At 61.1% G+C, this 15,298-nt stretch carries 20 protein-coding genes; 11 read left to right on the top strand and 9 right to left on the bottom strand.

All coding sequences use genetic code 11. From position 1 onward, the window contains the following. Positions 1 to 41: 41 nt before the first annotated feature. A complete protein-coding gene (locus OQ248_RS11725; protein WP_265812905.1) occupies positions 42 to 701 on the bottom strand; it encodes a glutathione S-transferase in 660 nt (219 codons plus the stop codon). 123 nt (positions 702 to 824) lie between these two features. On the opposite strand from OQ248_RS11725, the gene OQ248_RS11720 reads away from it, so the two are divergent. The 3 genes from OQ248_RS11720 to OQ248_RS11710 all read left to right on the top strand — a co-directional run bounded on the left by OQ248_RS11720 (position 825) and on the right by OQ248_RS11710 (position 4,583). Then, complete coding sequence (locus OQ248_RS11720) at positions 825 to 1,109, top strand: hypothetical protein (protein WP_085708931.1); 285 nt, start codon at positions 825 to 827, stop codon at positions 1,107 to 1,109. 191 nt (positions 1,110 to 1,300) lie between these two features. Then, the gene (locus tag OQ248_RS11715) at positions 1,301 to 1,546 is read left to right on the top strand and encodes a TIGR02647 family protein (RefSeq protein WP_007951883.1); all 246 of its coding nucleotides are present in this window, start codon (positions 1,301 to 1,303) and stop codon (positions 1,544 to 1,546) included. Between the two features lie 193 nt (positions 1,547 to 1,739). Then, positions 1,740 to 4,583 (top strand): class I adenylate cyclase, encoded by a 2,844-nt coding sequence (locus OQ248_RS11710; RefSeq protein ID WP_265812904.1) that lies wholly within the window; start codon positions 1,740 to 1,742, stop codon positions 4,581 to 4,583. A 7-nt stretch (positions 4,584 to 4,590) separates the two neighbouring features. On the opposite strand, the gene rnk is transcribed toward OQ248_RS11710, so the two are convergent. The 3 genes from rnk to cyaY form a co-directional block, all read right to left on the bottom strand. Continuing rightward, the gene (rnk, locus tag OQ248_RS11705) at positions 4,591 to 5,001 is read right to left on the bottom strand and encodes a nucleoside diphosphate kinase regulator (RefSeq protein WP_085708929.1); all 411 of its coding nucleotides are present in this window, start codon (positions 4,999 to 5,001) and stop codon (positions 4,591 to 4,593) included. Positions 5,002 to 5,129: 128 nt separating this feature from the next. Next, positions 5,130 to 5,348: a DUF1289 domain-containing protein gene (locus OQ248_RS11700; RefSeq protein ID WP_085708928.1), complete on the bottom strand. Its 219-nt coding sequence runs from the start codon at positions 5,346 to 5,348 to the stop codon at positions 5,130 to 5,132. Position 5,349: 1 nt separating this feature from the next. Further along, positions 5,350 to 5,682 (bottom strand): iron donor protein CyaY, encoded by a 333-nt coding sequence (gene cyaY, locus OQ248_RS11695; RefSeq protein WP_114886277.1) that lies wholly within the window; start codon positions 5,680 to 5,682, stop codon positions 5,350 to 5,352. 239 nt (positions 5,683 to 5,921) lie between these two features. Here cyaY and OQ248_RS11690 point away from each other — a divergent pair, with 239 nt between their 5' ends. The 6 genes from OQ248_RS11690 to OQ248_RS11665 are packed head-to-tail and all read left to right on the top strand — an operon-like array spanning position 5,922 to position 10,538. After that, positions 5,922 to 6,104 (top strand): lipoprotein, encoded by a 183-nt coding sequence (locus OQ248_RS11690; RefSeq protein WP_119426778.1) that lies wholly within the window; start codon positions 5,922 to 5,924, stop codon positions 6,102 to 6,104. A gap of 9 nt (positions 6,105 to 6,113) precedes the next feature. Next, positions 6,114 to 7,361, top strand: a complete 1,248-nt coding sequence (gene lysA, locus OQ248_RS11685) for a diaminopimelate decarboxylase (protein WP_085708925.1) — start codon at positions 6,114 to 6,116, stop codon at positions 7,359 to 7,361. 4 nt (positions 7,362 to 7,365) lie between these two features. Further along, complete coding sequence (gene dapF / locus OQ248_RS11680) at positions 7,366 to 8,196, top strand: diaminopimelate epimerase (RefSeq protein ID WP_085708924.1); 831 nt, start codon at positions 7,366 to 7,368, stop codon at positions 8,194 to 8,196. Between the two features lie 13 nt (positions 8,197 to 8,209). Next, complete coding sequence (locus OQ248_RS11675; protein WP_114886291.1) at positions 8,210 to 8,935, top strand: DUF484 family protein; 726 nt, start codon at positions 8,210 to 8,212, stop codon at positions 8,933 to 8,935. A 2-nt stretch (positions 8,936 to 8,937) separates the two neighbouring features. Further along, positions 8,938 to 9,837: a tyrosine recombinase XerC gene (gene xerC / locus OQ248_RS11670; RefSeq protein WP_085708922.1), complete on the top strand. Its 900-nt coding sequence runs from the start codon at positions 8,938 to 8,940 to the stop codon at positions 9,835 to 9,837. Then, positions 9,834 to 10,538: an HAD-IA family hydrolase gene (locus OQ248_RS11665; RefSeq protein WP_265812903.1), complete on the top strand. Its 705-nt coding sequence runs from the start codon at positions 9,834 to 9,836 to the stop codon at positions 10,536 to 10,538. The genes xerC and OQ248_RS11665 overlap by 4 nt, the downstream gene beginning before the upstream one ends. Positions 10,539 to 10,603: 65 nt before the next feature. Here OQ248_RS11665 and sutA read toward each other — a convergent pair whose 3' ends face one another. From sutA to glnK, 4 genes are all read right to left on the bottom strand, one after another. Further along, on the bottom strand, positions 10,604 to 10,930 hold the full coding sequence (gene sutA / locus OQ248_RS11660) for a transcriptional regulator SutA (protein ID WP_007951900.1): 327 nt from the start codon (positions 10,928 to 10,930) through the stop codon (positions 10,604 to 10,606). A gap of 102 nt (positions 10,931 to 11,032) precedes the next feature. Next, positions 11,033 to 11,458 carry a secondary thiamine-phosphate synthase enzyme YjbQ gene (locus OQ248_RS11655; protein ID WP_265812902.1) on the bottom strand — a complete coding sequence of 142 codons (426 nt, stop codon included), beginning with the start codon at positions 11,456 to 11,458 and terminating at the stop codon, positions 11,033 to 11,035. A gap of 216 nt (positions 11,459 to 11,674) precedes the next feature. Further along, positions 11,675 to 13,012, bottom strand: coding sequence for an ammonium transporter (locus tag OQ248_RS11650; protein WP_085708919.1), 1,338 nt, complete (start codon positions 13,010 to 13,012; stop codon positions 11,675 to 11,677). 37 nt (positions 13,013 to 13,049) lie between these two features. Further along, the gene (gene glnK, locus OQ248_RS11645; RefSeq protein ID WP_002555808.1) at positions 13,050 to 13,388 is read right to left on the bottom strand and encodes a P-II family nitrogen regulator; all 339 of its coding nucleotides are present in this window, start codon (positions 13,386 to 13,388) and stop codon (positions 13,050 to 13,052) included. Positions 13,389 to 13,801: 413 nt separating this feature from the next. On the opposite strand from glnK, the gene OQ248_RS11640 reads away from it, so the two are divergent. Beyond that, positions 13,802 to 14,062: an accessory factor UbiK family protein gene (locus OQ248_RS11640; protein ID WP_007920416.1), complete on the top strand. Its 261-nt coding sequence runs from the start codon at positions 13,802 to 13,804 to the stop codon at positions 14,060 to 14,062. A gap of 395 nt (positions 14,063 to 14,457) precedes the next feature. Next, entirely contained in the window at positions 14,458 to 14,985 is a 528-nt protein-coding gene (locus OQ248_RS11635; RefSeq protein ID WP_265812901.1) for a Bro-N domain-containing protein, read from the top strand. Here OQ248_RS11635 and OQ248_RS11630 read toward each other — a convergent pair. Then, positions 14,980 to 15,249 carry a HigA family addiction module antitoxin gene (locus OQ248_RS11630; protein ID WP_265812900.1) on the bottom strand — a complete coding sequence of 90 codons (270 nt, stop codon included), beginning with the start codon at positions 15,247 to 15,249 and terminating at the stop codon, positions 14,980 to 14,982. The two genes, OQ248_RS11635 and OQ248_RS11630, sit on opposite strands and share 6 nt — an antisense overlap. Between the last annotated feature and the right edge of the window lie 49 nt (positions 15,250 to 15,298).

Genomic DNA, 15,298 nt, shown 5'->3' with positions numbered 1-15,298 from the left:
CGGGCTTGCTCGCGAAAGCTATCTCGAAAGCACCAAAAAACTTACTTCTTCGCCGCGATCATCGCCAAAAACGTCGGCATCGCCGCCTCCTTGTCCGCTGCAATTTTCTGCACATGCGGATTCTGCTCAAGCCGCTCCAGCAACGCCTTGGCCTTCGGCATGTCTGCCAGCAGATCCAGACCGAACAGCTTGTGCCCCACCGCAGCCGCCAGTGGCACGCTGTAGAGGAAGTACAGGTCAGCGATGCTCAGGCTGTCGCCCGCCACATACGGGGCGAACTTGCCGTGGCGGCCCAGCGCCGCAAACCCCAGCAGCAATTCAGACTTGGTCTTCTCCTTGATCGCCTCCGGCAGCGCCGCGCCGAAAAACGCTTCGCCGTAACAGGCACGGGCCGGCAGCTCGATGTACAGCTCGATTTCCTTGGCCACCGCCAACACCTGGGCGCGCGCGAACGGCTCGGCCGGCAGCAGCGGAACACCCTTCTGGCTGCTTTCGAGGTATTCGAGCATCACCATCGTTTCATTGATGTAACCGCCTTCGGCCCCCAGCACCGGCACCTTGCCGCGCGGGCTGATGGCCAGAGACTCAGGCGTAGGCGTCGGGTAGAAGGTGACTTCCTCGAACGGCAGGCCCTTTTCCAGCAGCGCCAGTTTGACCATGTTGTAGTAGTTGCTGACTGAGAATCCGTAGAGCTTGAACATCACATAGCCTCCAGGCCGTGCGGGGTGGGCAGTGCCTGTTTATAGATCGCTCCGGGGAATCCCGCCAGCAGCATCACGCCGCTGAATGCGGGTAAACTGACGCCTTTCCTTGAGGAGCCTGCCATGAGCGAGCCGACAGACATCGATAACGACGAAGAAGAGTTCACCGAGAGCACTTTGATCGAAGCCATCGAAAACCAGATCGAAAGCGACAACCCGCCCGCAGCCAAGGCCACGTTCAACAAACTGACCCTGGTCGGTTACGAGCGCGAAGACATCCTGAACCTGATGGCCCACGTGCTGGCCTACGAAATCGACGCCATGCTCGATGACGACCGCGCGTTCAATACCGAATGGTATGAAGCAGCCCTTCGCGCCCTGCCTGAGTTGCCACCGGAAAAGCCGTAACCGGGCAACTCTATGTGGGAGCAGCCTGGCTCCCACACAATTTGTCACCCTTCCATCCGGCCTTCTCCCGACCCCTGACTACACTGGAATCCACCCCCGAGACAAAAACCCTGGCGCACACTGGACACGCCGCGCCGGCAGGTTCACCTTAGGGGCGCTGTCGTCCAATTCCTAGAAAGTCTGGAGTCCTTATGTCGCTTACCCCTGAGTTGGTTGCCGAACTGGAAGTCCTCGCACTCTTCAACCTGGACAGTTCCCAGGAAGGTCTGAAAATTCATCAGACCGCTGCCCCGAAGCACATTGCTGCTGCCCAACGCCTCTTTGAAAAAGAACTGACAGACCAGCCTGATGGCGGTTACCTGACCAGTCTCGGTCGCGATGCCGCACAAAACGTGCAGACCGTACTGACGATTCTGAAAGAGCAACAAACCGCCTGACCCTCCCGACTTTGCCCACGGAAACCTCCGCCACGGGATTTCCGCGGGCCAGCCCGGTCGCTGCCAACGCCACGCGGTGGAAATCTGGCGTCAAAAAACAAATTCAGCTTAATGCTCGCGCTGCACAGGCGCTAAACTCCCTCGCATTCCGTGACCCTCTGCCTCCGAGCCCTGCGAGCCGGTTTGAGTCGACATGACCCGCACCCATGAAATCCGCCCCGACCTGGACGAGGGAATCGACCGCAAGGTACTCAGCCAGCTGCGCGCACGCTTTCTCAAACTCAACGAAGGCCGCCTGAACCGGGCCCTCGAAGGCCTGTCGACGCGCCAGCAAAGCGTGCTGACCCTGTTGCCGCTGTTTTTCCACGTCAATCATCCGCTGCTGCCCGGTTATGTCTCGGGCAGCACACCGGCCGGGTTGTCGAATTACGAACCGGATGCCGATGCTCTCGCCGAAGCCCAGCGCCTGACGCGTTCGTTTTCCTACAAGCCGCGCCACGGCAGCAACCCGCCAAGGCCGATTCACGGCCTGTTCCTGATGGGCAGCCTCGGCACCCTGGCCCAGGCCGACCAGAGCGACATGGATGTGTGGGTCTGCCACGCCCCCGACCTGAGCGACAGCGAACTCGCCGAACTGCGCAAGAAATGCCAGTTGCTCGAAGCCTGGGCCGCTAGCCAAGGCGCGGAGGCGCACTTCTTCCTGATCGACCCGGTGCGTTTCGTCAAAGGCGAGCGCGATACCCAGCTCAGTTCCGAAGATTGCGGCACCACCCAGCACTATCTGCTGCTGGACGAGTTCTACCGCACCGCGATCTGGCTGGCCGGGCGCACGCCGATCTGGTGGCTGGTGCCGGTCTACGAAGAGCGCGCATACGACCAGTACACCCACACCCTGATTTCCAAGCGTTTCATCCGCAACGATGAAACCCTCGATCTCGGCCCACTGGCGCACATTCCGCCGGGCGAGTTCGTGGGTGCCGGGTTGTGGCAGTTGTTCAAGGGCATAGAGTCGCCATACAAGTCGGTGCTCAAGCTGCTGCTGATCGAGGTCTACGCCAGCGAACATCCGCAGGTGCAGTGCCTGAGCCTGCGCTTCAAGCAGGCGGTATTCGCCAACCGGCTCGACCTCGACGAGCTGGATCCGTACATGGTGGTTTACCGCCGGATCGAGGAATACCTCACCGCGCGCAACGAACCGGAACGACTGGAACTGGTACGCCGTGCGCAGTACCTCAAGGTCAACCGCAAGCTCACCGGCAACAGCCGCACCCAGAGCTGGCAACGCTCATTGCTGGAAAGACTGGCCAGCGAATGGCACTGGGACCAGCGGCAACTGGCCTTGCTCGACAGCCGCAGCCAGTGGAAAGTGCGACAGGTCAGTGCCGAGCGCCGGGCTCTGGTCAACGAGCTGAATTACAGCTATCGCTTCCTGACCCAGTTCGCCCGCACCGAGCAGACCGTCAGCCTGATCAACAAACGTGATCTCAACGTTCTCGGCCGGCGCCTGTACGCCGCGTTCGAACGCAAGGCCGACAAGGTCGAGTTCATCAACCCGGGCATCGCCCCGGACCTGGCCGAAGACACCCTGACCCTGGTGCAGTCGCCGAACAAAAAGGAACCCGGGCAAACCCAGTGGGGCCTGTACAACGGCAGCCTGACGGCGCTGGAGTGGGAACACTTCGCGCCGATCAAGCGCAGCCGCCAGTTGCTGGAACTGCTGACCTGGTGTCATCGCAACGGCGTGATCGACAGCAGCACCCGACTGGCCCTGCACCCCGGCACCAGCGACATGAGCGAGTTCGAGCTGTTCAATTTGCTCGGCAGCCTGCAACAAAGCATCGCCCTGCCCTTGCCGACCGTTGCCGAAGAACCGCTGCTGCGCGCCAGCGTGCCGAGCGAAGTGCTGATTCTGGTGAATGTCGGGGTCGATCCGCTCAAGCATCACCGCGACCTGAACATCCTGATGACCACCGAACGCACGGACTCCCTGAGCTATGCCGGCGTGCGCGAGAACCTGGTGCTGACCCTCGATCAGGTCACGCTCAACAGCTGGAACGAAGTGCTGGTCAACCGCTTCGACGGCCCGCATGCGCTGCTCGACTGCCTGCGCGATTACCTCAACAACCTGCCGCGCGGACCGCAACAGCCCTCGCTGCGAGTGCGTTGCTTCTGCCACAACCGCGCGCAATTCATCGCCCGCCGGGTAGAAGAGATCGTCGACACCGCACAGAACCTGCTGCTCAGCGACTTGAATCACCGCTACCTGATTCAGGTGCAGCAGCACTATCACGTGCTGGAACTGGTGCCGGGCCAGGTCAGCCATGTCGCCCTCGCGACCCTGCCGGCACTGCTCGATTACCTCGGCGAGGAGCAACCGCACTACAGCCCGCTGCACCTGGACCCGATGGCGCTGGAAGACCACGACCTCGCGCTGATCCTGCCGATGGGCCAGCCCGAATGCATTCAGGTGTTCTACCGGATCACCGAGCAGACGGCCGAGTTGTACGTGCTCGACGAATTCAACGCACTGTGGCAACAACATTTGCCCTATCACGACGAGCAAAGTCTGTTGGTGCCGTTGCAGCGTTTCCTGCAATCGATCCAGTTCCGGCGCGAAGCACTGCTGCCCATGGACTCGAACCACGCCGCCAGCCTTGAAATCTTGTATTACCAGTTATTGCCATCTGGACCGGGACGCACACGACGGGTCGAAATGCGCCCGGCGCCGCAGACGCCGGTCAACAAGCCGTTCTACGACGTGCAGGCGATCATCGGCAAGGCCGCACCGGGCGAGGTGCAGGTCACGTTGTATTGCAATCAGCGGGAATTCTGCGAGCTGGAACATGGCGACCAGCTGTTCAGCGTGGTCGCCCGGGAAATCGTCGGGCAGCGCCGGGAAGCCGAGCGCTACCGCTGCTACATCACCGACCTGGACCTGTCGGGCGTGATCGGTGACGGGCAGAGTTCGAGCAATCTGTATCTGCGTTACAAGGCCGACCTGGAACGCTCTCTGAACGAGGCGCTCGAGCAGGTCTGAGGCAGGGTTATTCCGGGAAGTCGCCGCCGTTGGCCGGCTGCGATTCGACTTCCAGCAAGGTCAGCTTCAGGGTCTTGCCGCCCGGGGCCGGCCAGTCGATGTGCTGGCCAACCTTCAGGCCCAGCAGCGCGCTGCCGACCGGGGCCAGGATCGAGATTTTGCCTTCATCGGCGTTGGCGTGTTTCGGATAGACCAGGGTCAGGTGGTAGTCCTTGCCACTGCCTTCTTCGCGACAGTGCACACGGGAATTCATCGTCACGACATCGGCGGGCACTTCATCGTGGCCGACCAGGGTATCGGCGCGGTCCAGTTCGGTTTGCAGCGCGATCACGCCCGGCAGCGAGTCATCCAGGCTGTCGATCAGGCGTTCCAGACGTTGCACGTCCAGACGGGTAAGGGTGATGGAAGGTGCGGTCATGATCCGGGCAGACTCCTTTCTTCTGCACACAAAAAAAGCAAAACCCCGCCAAAAAAGACGGGGTTTTCACCAGGCCTCGATGGGTTGAGGCGTTTCCGGACACTATCACAGCTCAAAAAATATACAAGCTACGCTCCGGCGAGCTGCCGGCGTTGCATCGCCTGCGCGCAGATTACCCGGCGGCGCTCGTCATCGGCCGAACGCCATTCACGGATGTCTTCGACATGGCGCATGCAGCCGAGACAGACCTTCTGCTCATCCAGCCGACAGACGCCGGTGCACGGCGAAGGCACGGCCGGGCTGACGTTGCTGTAGAGCGGCTTGGCAGGGCGTGGCGCGGTCGTCATCTCAGATTTCGTCGAAATCGAGTTTTTCGCCGGCGCGCTCCCAGACGATGCGCTCCAGCATTTCGCCCAGCAACTCTTCGGTTTTCTCGCAGACCCACTTGCCGGCCTGCTCGTCATAGTCGAAATGGAAACCACCGGAACGGTCAGCCAGCCACAACTGACGCAGAGGCTCCTGACGGCTGAAGATCAACTGACTGCCGTTGTCGAACTTGATAGTCAGCACACCGGCCGAGTTCTCCATGTCCAGATCCAGGCCACTTTCATCAAAGATGTCCTCCAGCGCTTGCTGGGTGGCATCGACCAGATCATGGAAACGGGCTTCGGACAAACTCATTGCGGCAACCTCAAAAAATGTCTGATCAGGCTCAAGCGCCGCAAGATACGGACGCTGCCAGCCGATTGCAAAGGATAACGACCAAGCGCCCTGCCCGGCGACGAAATATGCACCCGCCATGCAGGAAAGTTTTCCGCGCCGCAGCCCGAGCCCCGCCGGACGGGAGTTCCGTCGCATAGGCAAGCTGCCGGGTGGCCGGTATACTCCGGCGCAATTAACGCATATTCAAGGATTTCGCCATGAAGCGCCTGATCTCTTCCATTGCTGCGCTCGCTTCGCTCGTCGCTTTTGCCTGCTTGATTTCGGCCTGCGGTCAGAAAGGCCCGCTGTACCTGCCCGATGAAGATCAGGATCCGGCTGCACAAGCCCAGTCTTCGCAAAAGCAGCCGTCCAAAGCACACAAGCACGACGTTTACCAATAAGGGATCGCCATGGACGCTTTTAACTACCGTGGCGGGGAGCTGTTCGCGGAAGGTGTGGCGCTGTCCGCCATCGCCGACCGTTTCGGCACACCGACCTACGTCTACTCCCGCGCCCACATCGAGGCCCAGTACCTGGCCTACGCCGATGCGCTGGCCGGCATGCCGCACCTGGTGTGCTTCGCGGTCAAGGCCAACTCCAACCTCGGCGTACTGAATGTCCTGGCCCGCATCGGCGCCGGTTTCGACATCGTTTCCCGTGGCGAGCTGGAACGCGTCCTGGCCGCCGGCGGCAGCCCTGACAAGATCGTGTTCTCCGGGGTCGGCAAGACCCGTGACGACATGCGTCGTGCATTGGAAGTCGGCGTGCACTGCTTCAACGTCGAATCCACCGACGAGCTGGAGCGCCTGCAAGTGGTCGCCGCCGAACTGGGCGTTCGTGCACCGATTTCCCTGCGCGTGAACCCGGACGTCGATGCCGGCACCCACCCCTACATTTCCACCGGTCTCAAAGAGAACAAGTTCGGCATCGCCATCGCCGACGCCGAAGACGTGTACGTGCGTGCCGCGCACCTGCCGAACCTGGAAGTGGTCGGCGTGGATTGCCACATCGGTTCGCAACTGACCACCCTGCCACCGTTCCTCGATGCGCTCGATCGCCTGCTCGATCTGGTGGACCGCCTGGGCGATTGCGGCATCCACCTGCGCCACATCGATCTCGGTGGTGGCCTGGGTGTGCGTTACCGCGATGAAGAGCCGCCGCTGGCTGCCGACTACATCAAGGCCGTGCGCGAGCGTCTGGTCGGTCGTGATCTGGCGCTGGTGTTCGAACCGGGCCGCTTCATCGTCGCCAATGCCGGCGTGCTGCTGACCCAGGTCGAGTACCTCAAGCACACCGAGCACAAAGACTTCGCCATCGTCGATGCAGCGATGAACGACCTGATCCGCCCGGCCCTGTACCAGGCGTGGATGGACGTGACGGCGGTCAAGCCGCGCGACACCGCTGCACGCAAGTACGACGTGGTCGGCCCGATCTGCGAGACCGGCGACTTCCTTGCCAAGGATCGCGAACTGGCGCTGGAAGAAGGCGACCTGCTGGCCGTGCATTCAGCCGGAGCCTACGGTTTTGTGATGAGCTCCAACTACAACACTCGCGGTCGTGCCGCCGAAGTGCTGGTAGATGGCGATCAGGTATTTGAAGTGCGTCGCCGCGAGACCGTGGCCGAGCTGTTTGCCGGCGAAAGCCTGCTGCCGGAGTAACCCCATGCTGCTGCGTTTTACCAAGATGCACGGCCTGGGCAACGACTTCATGGTCCTCGACCTGGTCAGCCAGCACGCGCACATTCAGCCCAAGCACGCAAAAATGTGGGGCGACCGGCACACCGGCATCGGTTTCGACCAGTTGCTGATCGTCGAGGCGCCGAGCAATCCGGACGTGGATTTCCGTTACCGGATCTTCAACTCCGACGGCTCCGAAGTCGAACAGTGCGGTAACGGTGCGCGCTGCTTCGCCCGCTTCGTGCTCGACAAGCGCCTGACCGCCAAGCGGCAGATTCGCGTCGAGACCAAGGGCGGCATCATCGAACTGGACGTGCGTAACGACGGCCAGATCGGCGTGAACATGGGCGCGCCGCGTCAGGTGCCGGCGGACATTCCGTTCCAGGCGACCGAGCAGGCCCTGAGCTATCAGGTCGACGTCGACGGTACATCAGTCGAGCTCGCAGCGGTGTCGATGGGCAACCCCCACGCCGTGCTGCGCGTGCAGGACATCAACACCGCACCGGTGCATGAACTGGGGCCGAAGATCGAACACCATCCGCGCTTTCCGGCGCGGGTCAATGTCGGTTTTCTCCAGGTCATCGACCGTAACCGCGCACAACTGCGCGTCTGGGAACGCGGTGCCGGGGAAACCCAGGCCTGCGGCACCGGCGCCTGCGCTGCTGCTGTAGCTGCGATCAGCCAGGGGTGGATGGATTCGCCGCTATTGATCGACCTGCCGGGCGGGCGCCTGTCCATCGAATGGGCAGGCCCTGGCCAACCGGTGCTGATGACCGGTCCGGCAGTGCGTGTATACGAAGGACAAGTCCGTCTTTGAGTGAGCAGAAGCCATGACCGATAAGCCTCAGGTACCCGCCCGACAGTCCGGTGAAACAGCGTCCGAGAGCCTGGAGGCGGCAGCGGTTGCCGCGTACCTGGAGGCTCATCCGGACTTCTTCGTCGAGCACGAAGAACTGCTGCCATCCCTGCGCATCCCCCATCGTCGCGGCGACACCGTGTCGCTGGTCGAGCGACAGATGTCCATCCTGCGCGACCGCAATATCGAGATGCGCCATCGCCTCTCGCACTTGATGGACGTGGCCCGGGACAACGATCGCCTGTTCGACAAGACCCGCCGCCTGATCCTCGCCCTAATGGACGCCGCCACTCTGGAAGACGTGGTCATCAGCGTCGAAGACAGTCTGCGCCAGGACTTCCAGGTGCCCTTCGTCAGCCTGATCCTGCTCGGTGACAACCCGGCGCCGGTCGGCCGCTGGGTGACCCACGCCGACGCGCAGACCGCCATCGGCGGCCTGCTCACCGAAGGCAAGAGCGTCAGCGGCAGCCTGCGTGAACACGAACTGGACTTCCTGTTCGGCGAAGAACAGCGCAAGCAGATCGGTTCTACCGCCGTGGTCGCCGTCAGCCACCAGGGCATTCACGGGATTCTGGCCATCGCCAGCCGCGATCCGCAGCACTACAAAAGTTCGGTCGGCACGCTGTTCCTCAGCTACATCGCCGAAGTCATGGGCCGCGTGCTGCCACGGGTCAACAGCTCCCTGCGCTCGGTACGCTGAGCATGGAACGACAACTGGACGCTTACTGCGAACACCTGCGCAGTGAGCGGCAGGTGTCGCCGCATACGCTGTCGGCCTACCGTCGCGACCTCGACAAAGTCCTCGGCTGGTGCAACAAACAGAACGTCGGCAGCTGGCAGGCCCTGGACATCCAGCGCCTGCGCAGCCTGATCGCCCGCCTGCATGCCCAGGGCCAGTCCTCGCGCAGCCTGGCGCGCCTGCTCTCGGCAGTGCGCGGGCTCTATCATTATTTGAATCGCGAAGGCCTCTGTGATCACGACCCGGCCACCGGCCTGGCACCGCCCAAAGGCGAGCGCCGCCTGCCGAAAACCCTCGACACCGACCGGGCGCTGCAACTGCTTGAAGGCGCGGTCGAGGACGACTTTCTGGCCCGACGCGATCAGGCGATTCTGGAGTTGTTCTATTCCTCAGGCCTGCGCCTGTCGGAGCTGACCGGGCTCAATCTCGATCAGCTCGACCTCGCCGACGGCATGGTTCAGGTGCTCGGCAAGGGCAGCAAGACGCGTCTGTTGCCCGTCGGCAAAAAGGCCCGGGAAGCGCTGGAGCAATGGTTGCCGTTGCGAGCGCTGACCAACCCGGCGGACGACGCGGTGTTCGTCAGCCAGCAAGGCCGACGCCTCGGCCCGCGTGCAATTCAGGTGCGGGTCAAACTGGCCGGCGAGCGTGAACTGGGGCAGAACCTGCATCCGCACATGCTGCGGCACTCTTTCGCCAGCCACTTGCTGGAGTCCTCCCAGGACCTGCGTGCGGTGCAGGAACTGCTCGGCCACTCGGACATCAAGACCACCCAGATCTATACCCACCTGGACTTCCAGCATCTGGCGGCGGTCTACGACAGCGCCCACCCACGGGCCAAACGCATGAAAGGCGATGATTCATGAGCATCCAGTTGATCACCTTCGACCTCGACGACACCCTGTGGGACACCGTCCCGGTGATCGTCAGCGCCGAAGCGGTTTTGCGCCAGTGGCTGAGCGACCATGCACCGAAGCTTGGCGCGGTGCCGGTGGAACATCTGTGGTCGATCCGCGAGCGCGTGCTGGCCAGCGAACCGGGTCTCAAACACCGCATCAGCGCGTTGCGCCGGCGAGTGTTGTTCCATGCTTTGGAAGAGTCCGGATATATCCACGACGAAGCGTCGGATCTGGCGGACAAGAGTTTTGAAGTGTTTCTGCATGCCCGGCATCAGATCGAGGTATTTCCGGAAGTCGAGCCGATCCTGGAAACCCTGGCCAAACACTACGCCCTCGGCGTGGTCACCAACGGCAACGCCGATGTGCGCCGTCTCGGACTGGCGGACTACTTCAAGTTTGCGCTGTGCGCCGAAGACATCGGCATCGCCAAACCGGATGCGCGACTGTTTCATGAAGCCCTGCAGCGCGGTGGCGTGAGCGCAGAGGTGGCGGTGCATATTGGCGATCATCCGGGGGACGACATCGCCGGGGCGCAGCAGGCCGGTTTGCGTGCGATCTGGTTCAACCCGGCGGGCAAGGTCTGGGAAGCAGAGCGCCTGCCGGATGCGGAGATTCGCAGCCTGAACGATCTGCCCGCCGTGCTCGCTCACTGGAACAGTCTCGGCTAGTTTTCTTTCGCCCATGAAAAAGCCCGCAGCGACGGCGGGCTTTTTCAGCAAGCAAGCGGCACGCCTCAGATAGGGCGGCTGCCGTACTTGTTGTCCGGCTTCTTGGGCGGATCGGCGACCACGTTGGCCTCCACTTCCTGCACTTTGCCGCCACGGGCAAGGAACTCTTCCATGGCCTTGGCCAGGGCGTCGCGCTCCTTGTTCTTGGCTTCGATGCTCGGCAACTCGTCGACCGACACCGCAGCCTTGGCCTTGCCTTTGGCAGCCGGGGCCGGCGTATCGTCACCGCCATCGTCTTCAGCAACGTCTTCCGCTGCCGCTTCCAGACCGTCTTCGGCCTCGTCTTCGTCGCCTACTTCGAGGTCGTCGTTTTCCAGATCATCGTCGCTCATGTTCTACCTCATGACTTGCGAAAAGCAGATTAGTTATAGACCAGCTTTGGCGACTGTCGAAAGTCGCCGTAAAAAAATCGGTAACCATTGGTGACCAACGGTTTATGCCCCTTCACCGTGCAAGGTGGCGAGGACTTTGCGGGCACCGCCATGATCGCGATGCTCGGCCAGGTAAACGCCTTGCCAGGTGCCCAGTGCCAGTCGACCCGCCGTTACCGGCAAACTGATCTGACAGCCCAGCACGCTGGCCTTGAAGTGCGCCGGGAGGTCGTCCAGGCCTTCGTCGTTATGCTCATAGCCGTCTGTTCCTTGTGGGATCAGACGATTGAAAAATCGTTCGAAGTCGCGACGTACCGCCGGATCGGCGTTCTCGTTGATGGTCAACGACGCCGAGGTATGCTGTAGCCACAAATGCAACAGACCGACCCGGCATGCCTTGAGTTCGGGCAGTCCGGCGAGCAACTCTTCCGTTACCAGATGAAAGCCCCGGGGCCGTGCCCGCAGGGTTATCAGAGTCTGTTGCCACATACAGTTCTCCGCACGTTCGGGGCGCATTCTAGCGCGCTCTGAAAAAAAACAAAGGCCCTAATATTCCTTCAATGATGTAAGCCATTGGCCGTAGAAAAACACCCGTCGTAAACACGACCAAAGCAGTACGAAAAATCCATTCAGCCACATCAGAGATGACAAATTCCGGACAAAAAAATGCCCGGCGAACCGGGCAAGTTTTTTTGAGGCGCGTACTTACAGGTTGTAGCCGCGCTCGTTGTGTTGTGCCAGGTCCAGGCCCACCGATTCTTCTTCCTCGGTAGCGCGCAGACCCATTACGGCATCCAGTACCTTGAGGATGATGAAGGTAACGATCGCGGTGTAGATCACCGTGAAGCCGACGCCTTTGCACTGAATCCACACTTGGGAAGCAATGTCGGTAACGGTGCCGAAACCACCCAGCGCCGGAGCAGCGAACACACCGGTGAGGATTGCGCCGAGGATACCGCCGATACCGTGCACGCCGAAGGCATCCAGGGAGTCGTCATAACCGAGTTTGCGTTTCAGGCTGGTGGCGCAGAAGAAGCACACCACGCCAGCGGCCAGACCGATGATCAGCGAGCCCATCGGGCCCACGGTGCCGGCCGCCGGAGTGATCGCCACCAGACCTGCAACCACACCCGAAGCGATACCCAGCGCACTCGGCTTGCCGTGGGTGATCCACTCGGCGAACATCCAGCCCAGTGCAGCGGCGGCGGTTGCGATCTGAGTGACCAGCATCGCCATGCCGGCGGTGCCGTTGGCGGCTGCAGCGGAACCTGCGTTGAAGCCGAACCAGCCGACCCACAGCATCGCCGCGCCCATCAGGGTGTAACCGAGGTTGTGCGGTGCCATCGGGGTGGTCGGGAAGCCTTTGCGCTTGCCCAGTACCAGGCACGCCACCAGACCGGCGATACCGGCGTTGATGTGCACCACGGTGCCACCGGCGAAGTCGAGCACGCCCCAGTCACCCAACAGCGAACCCGGACCGCTCCAGACCATGTGCGCAATCGGCGCGTAAACCAGGGTGAACCAGACGCCCATGAACACCAGCATCGCGGAGAACTTCATGCGCTCGGCGAAGGCACCGACGATCAGCGCCGGGGTGATGATGGCAAAGGTCATCTGATAGGTAACGAATACCGCTTCAGGGAACAGCGCCGTCGGGCCGGTAATGCTGGCCGGGGTGACGCCTGCCAGGAAGGCCTTGCCGAAGCTGCCGACGAAGGAGTTGAAGTTGACGACGTTGGCTTCCATCCCGGTGGTGTCGAACGCCATGCTGTAGCCATAAATGAACCACAGGATGGTGACCAGGCCGGTAATGGCGAAGCACTGCATCATCACGGAAAGAATGTTTTTCGACCGCACCATGCCGCCGTAGAACAGCGCCAGGCCCGGAATGGTCATGAACAGCACGAGGGCCGTCGAGGTCAGCATCCAGGCGGTATCGCCGGAATTGAGGACTGGAGGCGCCACCGGATCTGCCGCCATAGCCAGGCCGGGCATTACGATGGACAACAGGGCGCCTAGCCCTGCGAATTTACGCAGAGTCATATTGTTTTCTCCTGGGGCGTTGGGTTTGTGGCGGCGCTTAGATCGCGTCGGTATCGGTTTCGCCGGTACGGATGCGAATCGCCTGTTCCAGATTGACCACGAAGATCTTGCCGTCACCGATCTTGCCGGTGTTGGCAGCCTTGGTTATCGCCTCGATAACCCGATCCAGATCCTTGTCGTCGATGGCAACGTCGATTTTCACCTTGGGCAGAAAATCGACCACGTACTCCGCGCCGCGATACAGCTCGGTGTGACCCTTCTGCCGGCCGAAGCCTTTGACTTCAGTTACGGTAATGCCCTGCACGCCGATTTCGGACAGCGACTCGCGCACGTCGTCCAGCTTGAACGGCTTGATGATGGCAGTGACTAGCTTCATGAAACTCTCTCCCGAATTGGTGGACTTGCCCCAGGAAAACAAACCCGACTCAAGTCTAAGCGCAGTGCCTGGCTTTGTAACGCATCGTCGGCCCTACCCGCCCGACTGACGCCAGCTAACCGCTCCCGACGAAACTCCCCGTCCCGTCCGGCGCACTGCATTCGTCACAGCGACTGCATCAGTGCATGGGTCACTACCGACTAAGCAGAAAGCTTGCCATCTCGCCAAAATCCTCTGATTTCAATCCCTTGGCCGCGGCCGTCGATGCCATCACCGAAATGGCACACGGGATACGCACAACAACGGTGCGCAGCCGTTCGTCCTTTTGCGCGAAAAGCGTGCATCCCGGCCCGCGCGAATGACTATAGACACTGCGTGATACACTGCCGGCCATAGTTTCCAGGACATATCCCATGCTCGCGCCCAAAGACTTCCTCGACGCCCTGAGCGGCACCGCCTCCCGCCTGTTCAGCGGCGACACGCCATTGCCAAAAGCCGAAATCGAAAGCCAGTTCAAGATGCTGCTGCAAAGCGCGTTCAGCAAACTGGACCTGGTGAGCCGGGAAGAATTCGATAGTCAGATGGTGGTACTCGCACGCACTCGCGCCCGGCTTGAGAGCCTTGAGGCGAAGGTGGCGGAGATGGAAGCGAAGCTGACGCCGCCGGCTGAGTAATACCTCGTTTCTTTGTGAATGCGGCTCCTTGTGGGAGCGGGCTTGCCCGCGAATGAAGGTCGGAACGACCTTCCCGCCATTCAGGATTCGCTGCCGAATCTCGGCAGAATCCTACAGCTTGCAACCCCGTCGTCCGATTGCGTCGTGAAGCCCTGATTCCTAAGCTCACCCAATGCTGAATGTTCAGCACTGGGTTTGGCGACCCGGAAAGCTTAAGGCGCACGACAACCATGATGGCGGCTATGTTTACCGCCACATCGAGTCATGGCGGTTGTGCGTGGGAGACCTTCGGGTCTGCCGGGTTCCTTTTGCTCCGGTTCGCCAACCCGCGTACGACTGCCACCCAATTGTTTGGCGACAATTGAGGGCAGCCCTAAAGCAAAAGGAGCTGTTCAATGAATAACGAAGATACGTATCTCACTCCTCAGGTTTTCACCCGCCACAAACTCCCCCTCCACGCCCTGCTCATCCAGAACCAACCCTGGTTCTCTGCCCGCGATCTGGGCCGCCTGCTACACATTTACCTCAACGAACGCATGCTGCGAAAACTCGACCCTGACCAATACCAAACCCGCAAAACCCTGATCCACAACCAGATCGAAAACACCCTCCTGATCAGCGAATCCGGCATCTATGCCCTCCTTGTCTACCACTACTGCCCCGAATACCGTGCCCTGCGCGAATGGCTCACCCATCAAGTCATCCCCACCCTGCGCGACGCCCAGCACCCCACGACAAGCGAACGCCCACAGCTAAGCCTGCTGAATTGGCCCGAGATGTCGTTGAGTTTGCTGCACTGGAATAACCAGCCGTGGATTCGGTTGCAGGATGTGCCGCAGATGGTGGTAGAGCGGGAAAAACAAAAACACCCAGTGCCGGCCACTTGGTGGAAAAGGGCTTCGCGGATGCTGCAGTCGCTATAAGCCCGCATGCCGGAGCTGGGCTCTTCGTAAATCGTAAGTCGACTGAAGATTCATCCAGAACTCAGGCGTGGTATTGAGGTGAATTGCCAGTCTGATTGCCAGATCGGCGCAGATCCTGAGCTGGCATTTCACAAGCTTCTCGATCTCGGTTTCAGGCCAGTTCGTGGGCATGGCCAAGTCCATGACAGTCATGCCCAACGGGCCCATGAATTCCTTATTCAGAACCTCACCCGGATGAATCGGGCGCATACCATTGCGGTCCATTTTTCGCCTCCAGAGGCTGCATTGAGCGGCAAAACTGGAGCACCCGACT

Origin of the sequence: Pseudomonas sp. COW5 (genome assembly GCF_026240005.1) — a bacterium.
Classification (GTDB): Bacteria; Pseudomonadota; Gammaproteobacteria; order Pseudomonadales; family Pseudomonadaceae; genus Aquipseudomonas; species Aquipseudomonas kribbensis.
Note: the sequence above shows the minus strand (reverse complement) of the source record. Positions and strands in the feature narration are given on the sequence as shown.

Excerpts from the sequence above, each read along its gene's own strand:
- OQ248_RS11725 (WP_265812905.1), bottom strand. The coding sequence starts at position 701 with ATGTTCAAGCTCTACGGATTCTCAGTCAGCAACTACTACAACATGGTC.
- OQ248_RS11720 (WP_085708931.1), top strand. The coding sequence starts at position 825 with ATGAGCGAGCCGACAGACATCGATAACGACGAAGAAGAGTTCACCGAG.
- OQ248_RS11715 (WP_007951883.1), top strand. The coding sequence starts at position 1,301 with ATGTCGCTTACCCCTGAGTTGGTTGCCGAACTGGAAGTCCTCGCACTC.
- OQ248_RS11710 (WP_265812904.1), top strand. The coding sequence starts at position 1,740 with ATGACCCGCACCCATGAAATCCGCCCCGACCTGGACGAGGGAATCGAC.
- rnk (WP_085708929.1), bottom strand. The coding sequence starts at position 5,001 with ATGACCGCACCTTCCATCACCCTTACCCGTCTGGACGTGCAACGTCTG.
- OQ248_RS11700 (WP_085708928.1), bottom strand. The coding sequence starts at position 5,348 with ATGACGACCGCGCCACGCCCTGCCAAGCCGCTCTACAGCAACGTCAGC.
- cyaY (WP_114886277.1), bottom strand. The coding sequence starts at position 5,682 with ATGAGTTTGTCCGAAGCCCGTTTCCATGATCTGGTCGATGCCACCCAG.
- OQ248_RS11690 (WP_119426778.1), top strand. The coding sequence starts at position 5,922 with ATGAAGCGCCTGATCTCTTCCATTGCTGCGCTCGCTTCGCTCGTCGCT.
- lysA (WP_085708925.1), top strand. The coding sequence starts at position 6,114 with ATGGACGCTTTTAACTACCGTGGCGGGGAGCTGTTCGCGGAAGGTGTG.
- dapF (WP_085708924.1), top strand. The coding sequence starts at position 7,366 with ATGCTGCTGCGTTTTACCAAGATGCACGGCCTGGGCAACGACTTCATG.
- OQ248_RS11675 (WP_114886291.1), top strand. The coding sequence starts at position 8,210 with ATGACCGATAAGCCTCAGGTACCCGCCCGACAGTCCGGTGAAACAGCG.
- xerC (WP_085708922.1), top strand. The coding sequence starts at position 8,938 with ATGGAACGACAACTGGACGCTTACTGCGAACACCTGCGCAGTGAGCGG.
- OQ248_RS11665 (WP_265812903.1), top strand. The coding sequence starts at position 9,834 with ATGAGCATCCAGTTGATCACCTTCGACCTCGACGACACCCTGTGGGAC.
- sutA (WP_007951900.1), bottom strand. The coding sequence starts at position 10,930 with ATGAGCGACGATGATCTGGAAAACGACGACCTCGAAGTAGGCGACGAA.
- OQ248_RS11655 (WP_265812902.1), bottom strand. The coding sequence starts at position 11,458 with ATGTGGCAACAGACTCTGATAACCCTGCGGGCACGGCCCCGGGGCTTT.
- OQ248_RS11650 (WP_085708919.1), bottom strand. The coding sequence starts at position 13,012 with ATGACTCTGCGTAAATTCGCAGGGCTAGGCGCCCTGTTGTCCATCGTA.
- glnK (WP_002555808.1), bottom strand. The coding sequence starts at position 13,388 with ATGAAGCTAGTCACTGCCATCATCAAGCCGTTCAAGCTGGACGACGTG.
- OQ248_RS11640 (WP_007920416.1), top strand. The coding sequence starts at position 13,802 with ATGCTCGCGCCCAAAGACTTCCTCGACGCCCTGAGCGGCACCGCCTCC.
- OQ248_RS11635 (WP_265812901.1), top strand. The coding sequence starts at position 14,458 with ATGAATAACGAAGATACGTATCTCACTCCTCAGGTTTTCACCCGCCAC.
- OQ248_RS11630 (WP_265812900.1), bottom strand. The coding sequence starts at position 15,249 with ATGGACCGCAATGGTATGCGCCCGATTCATCCGGGTGAGGTTCTGAAT.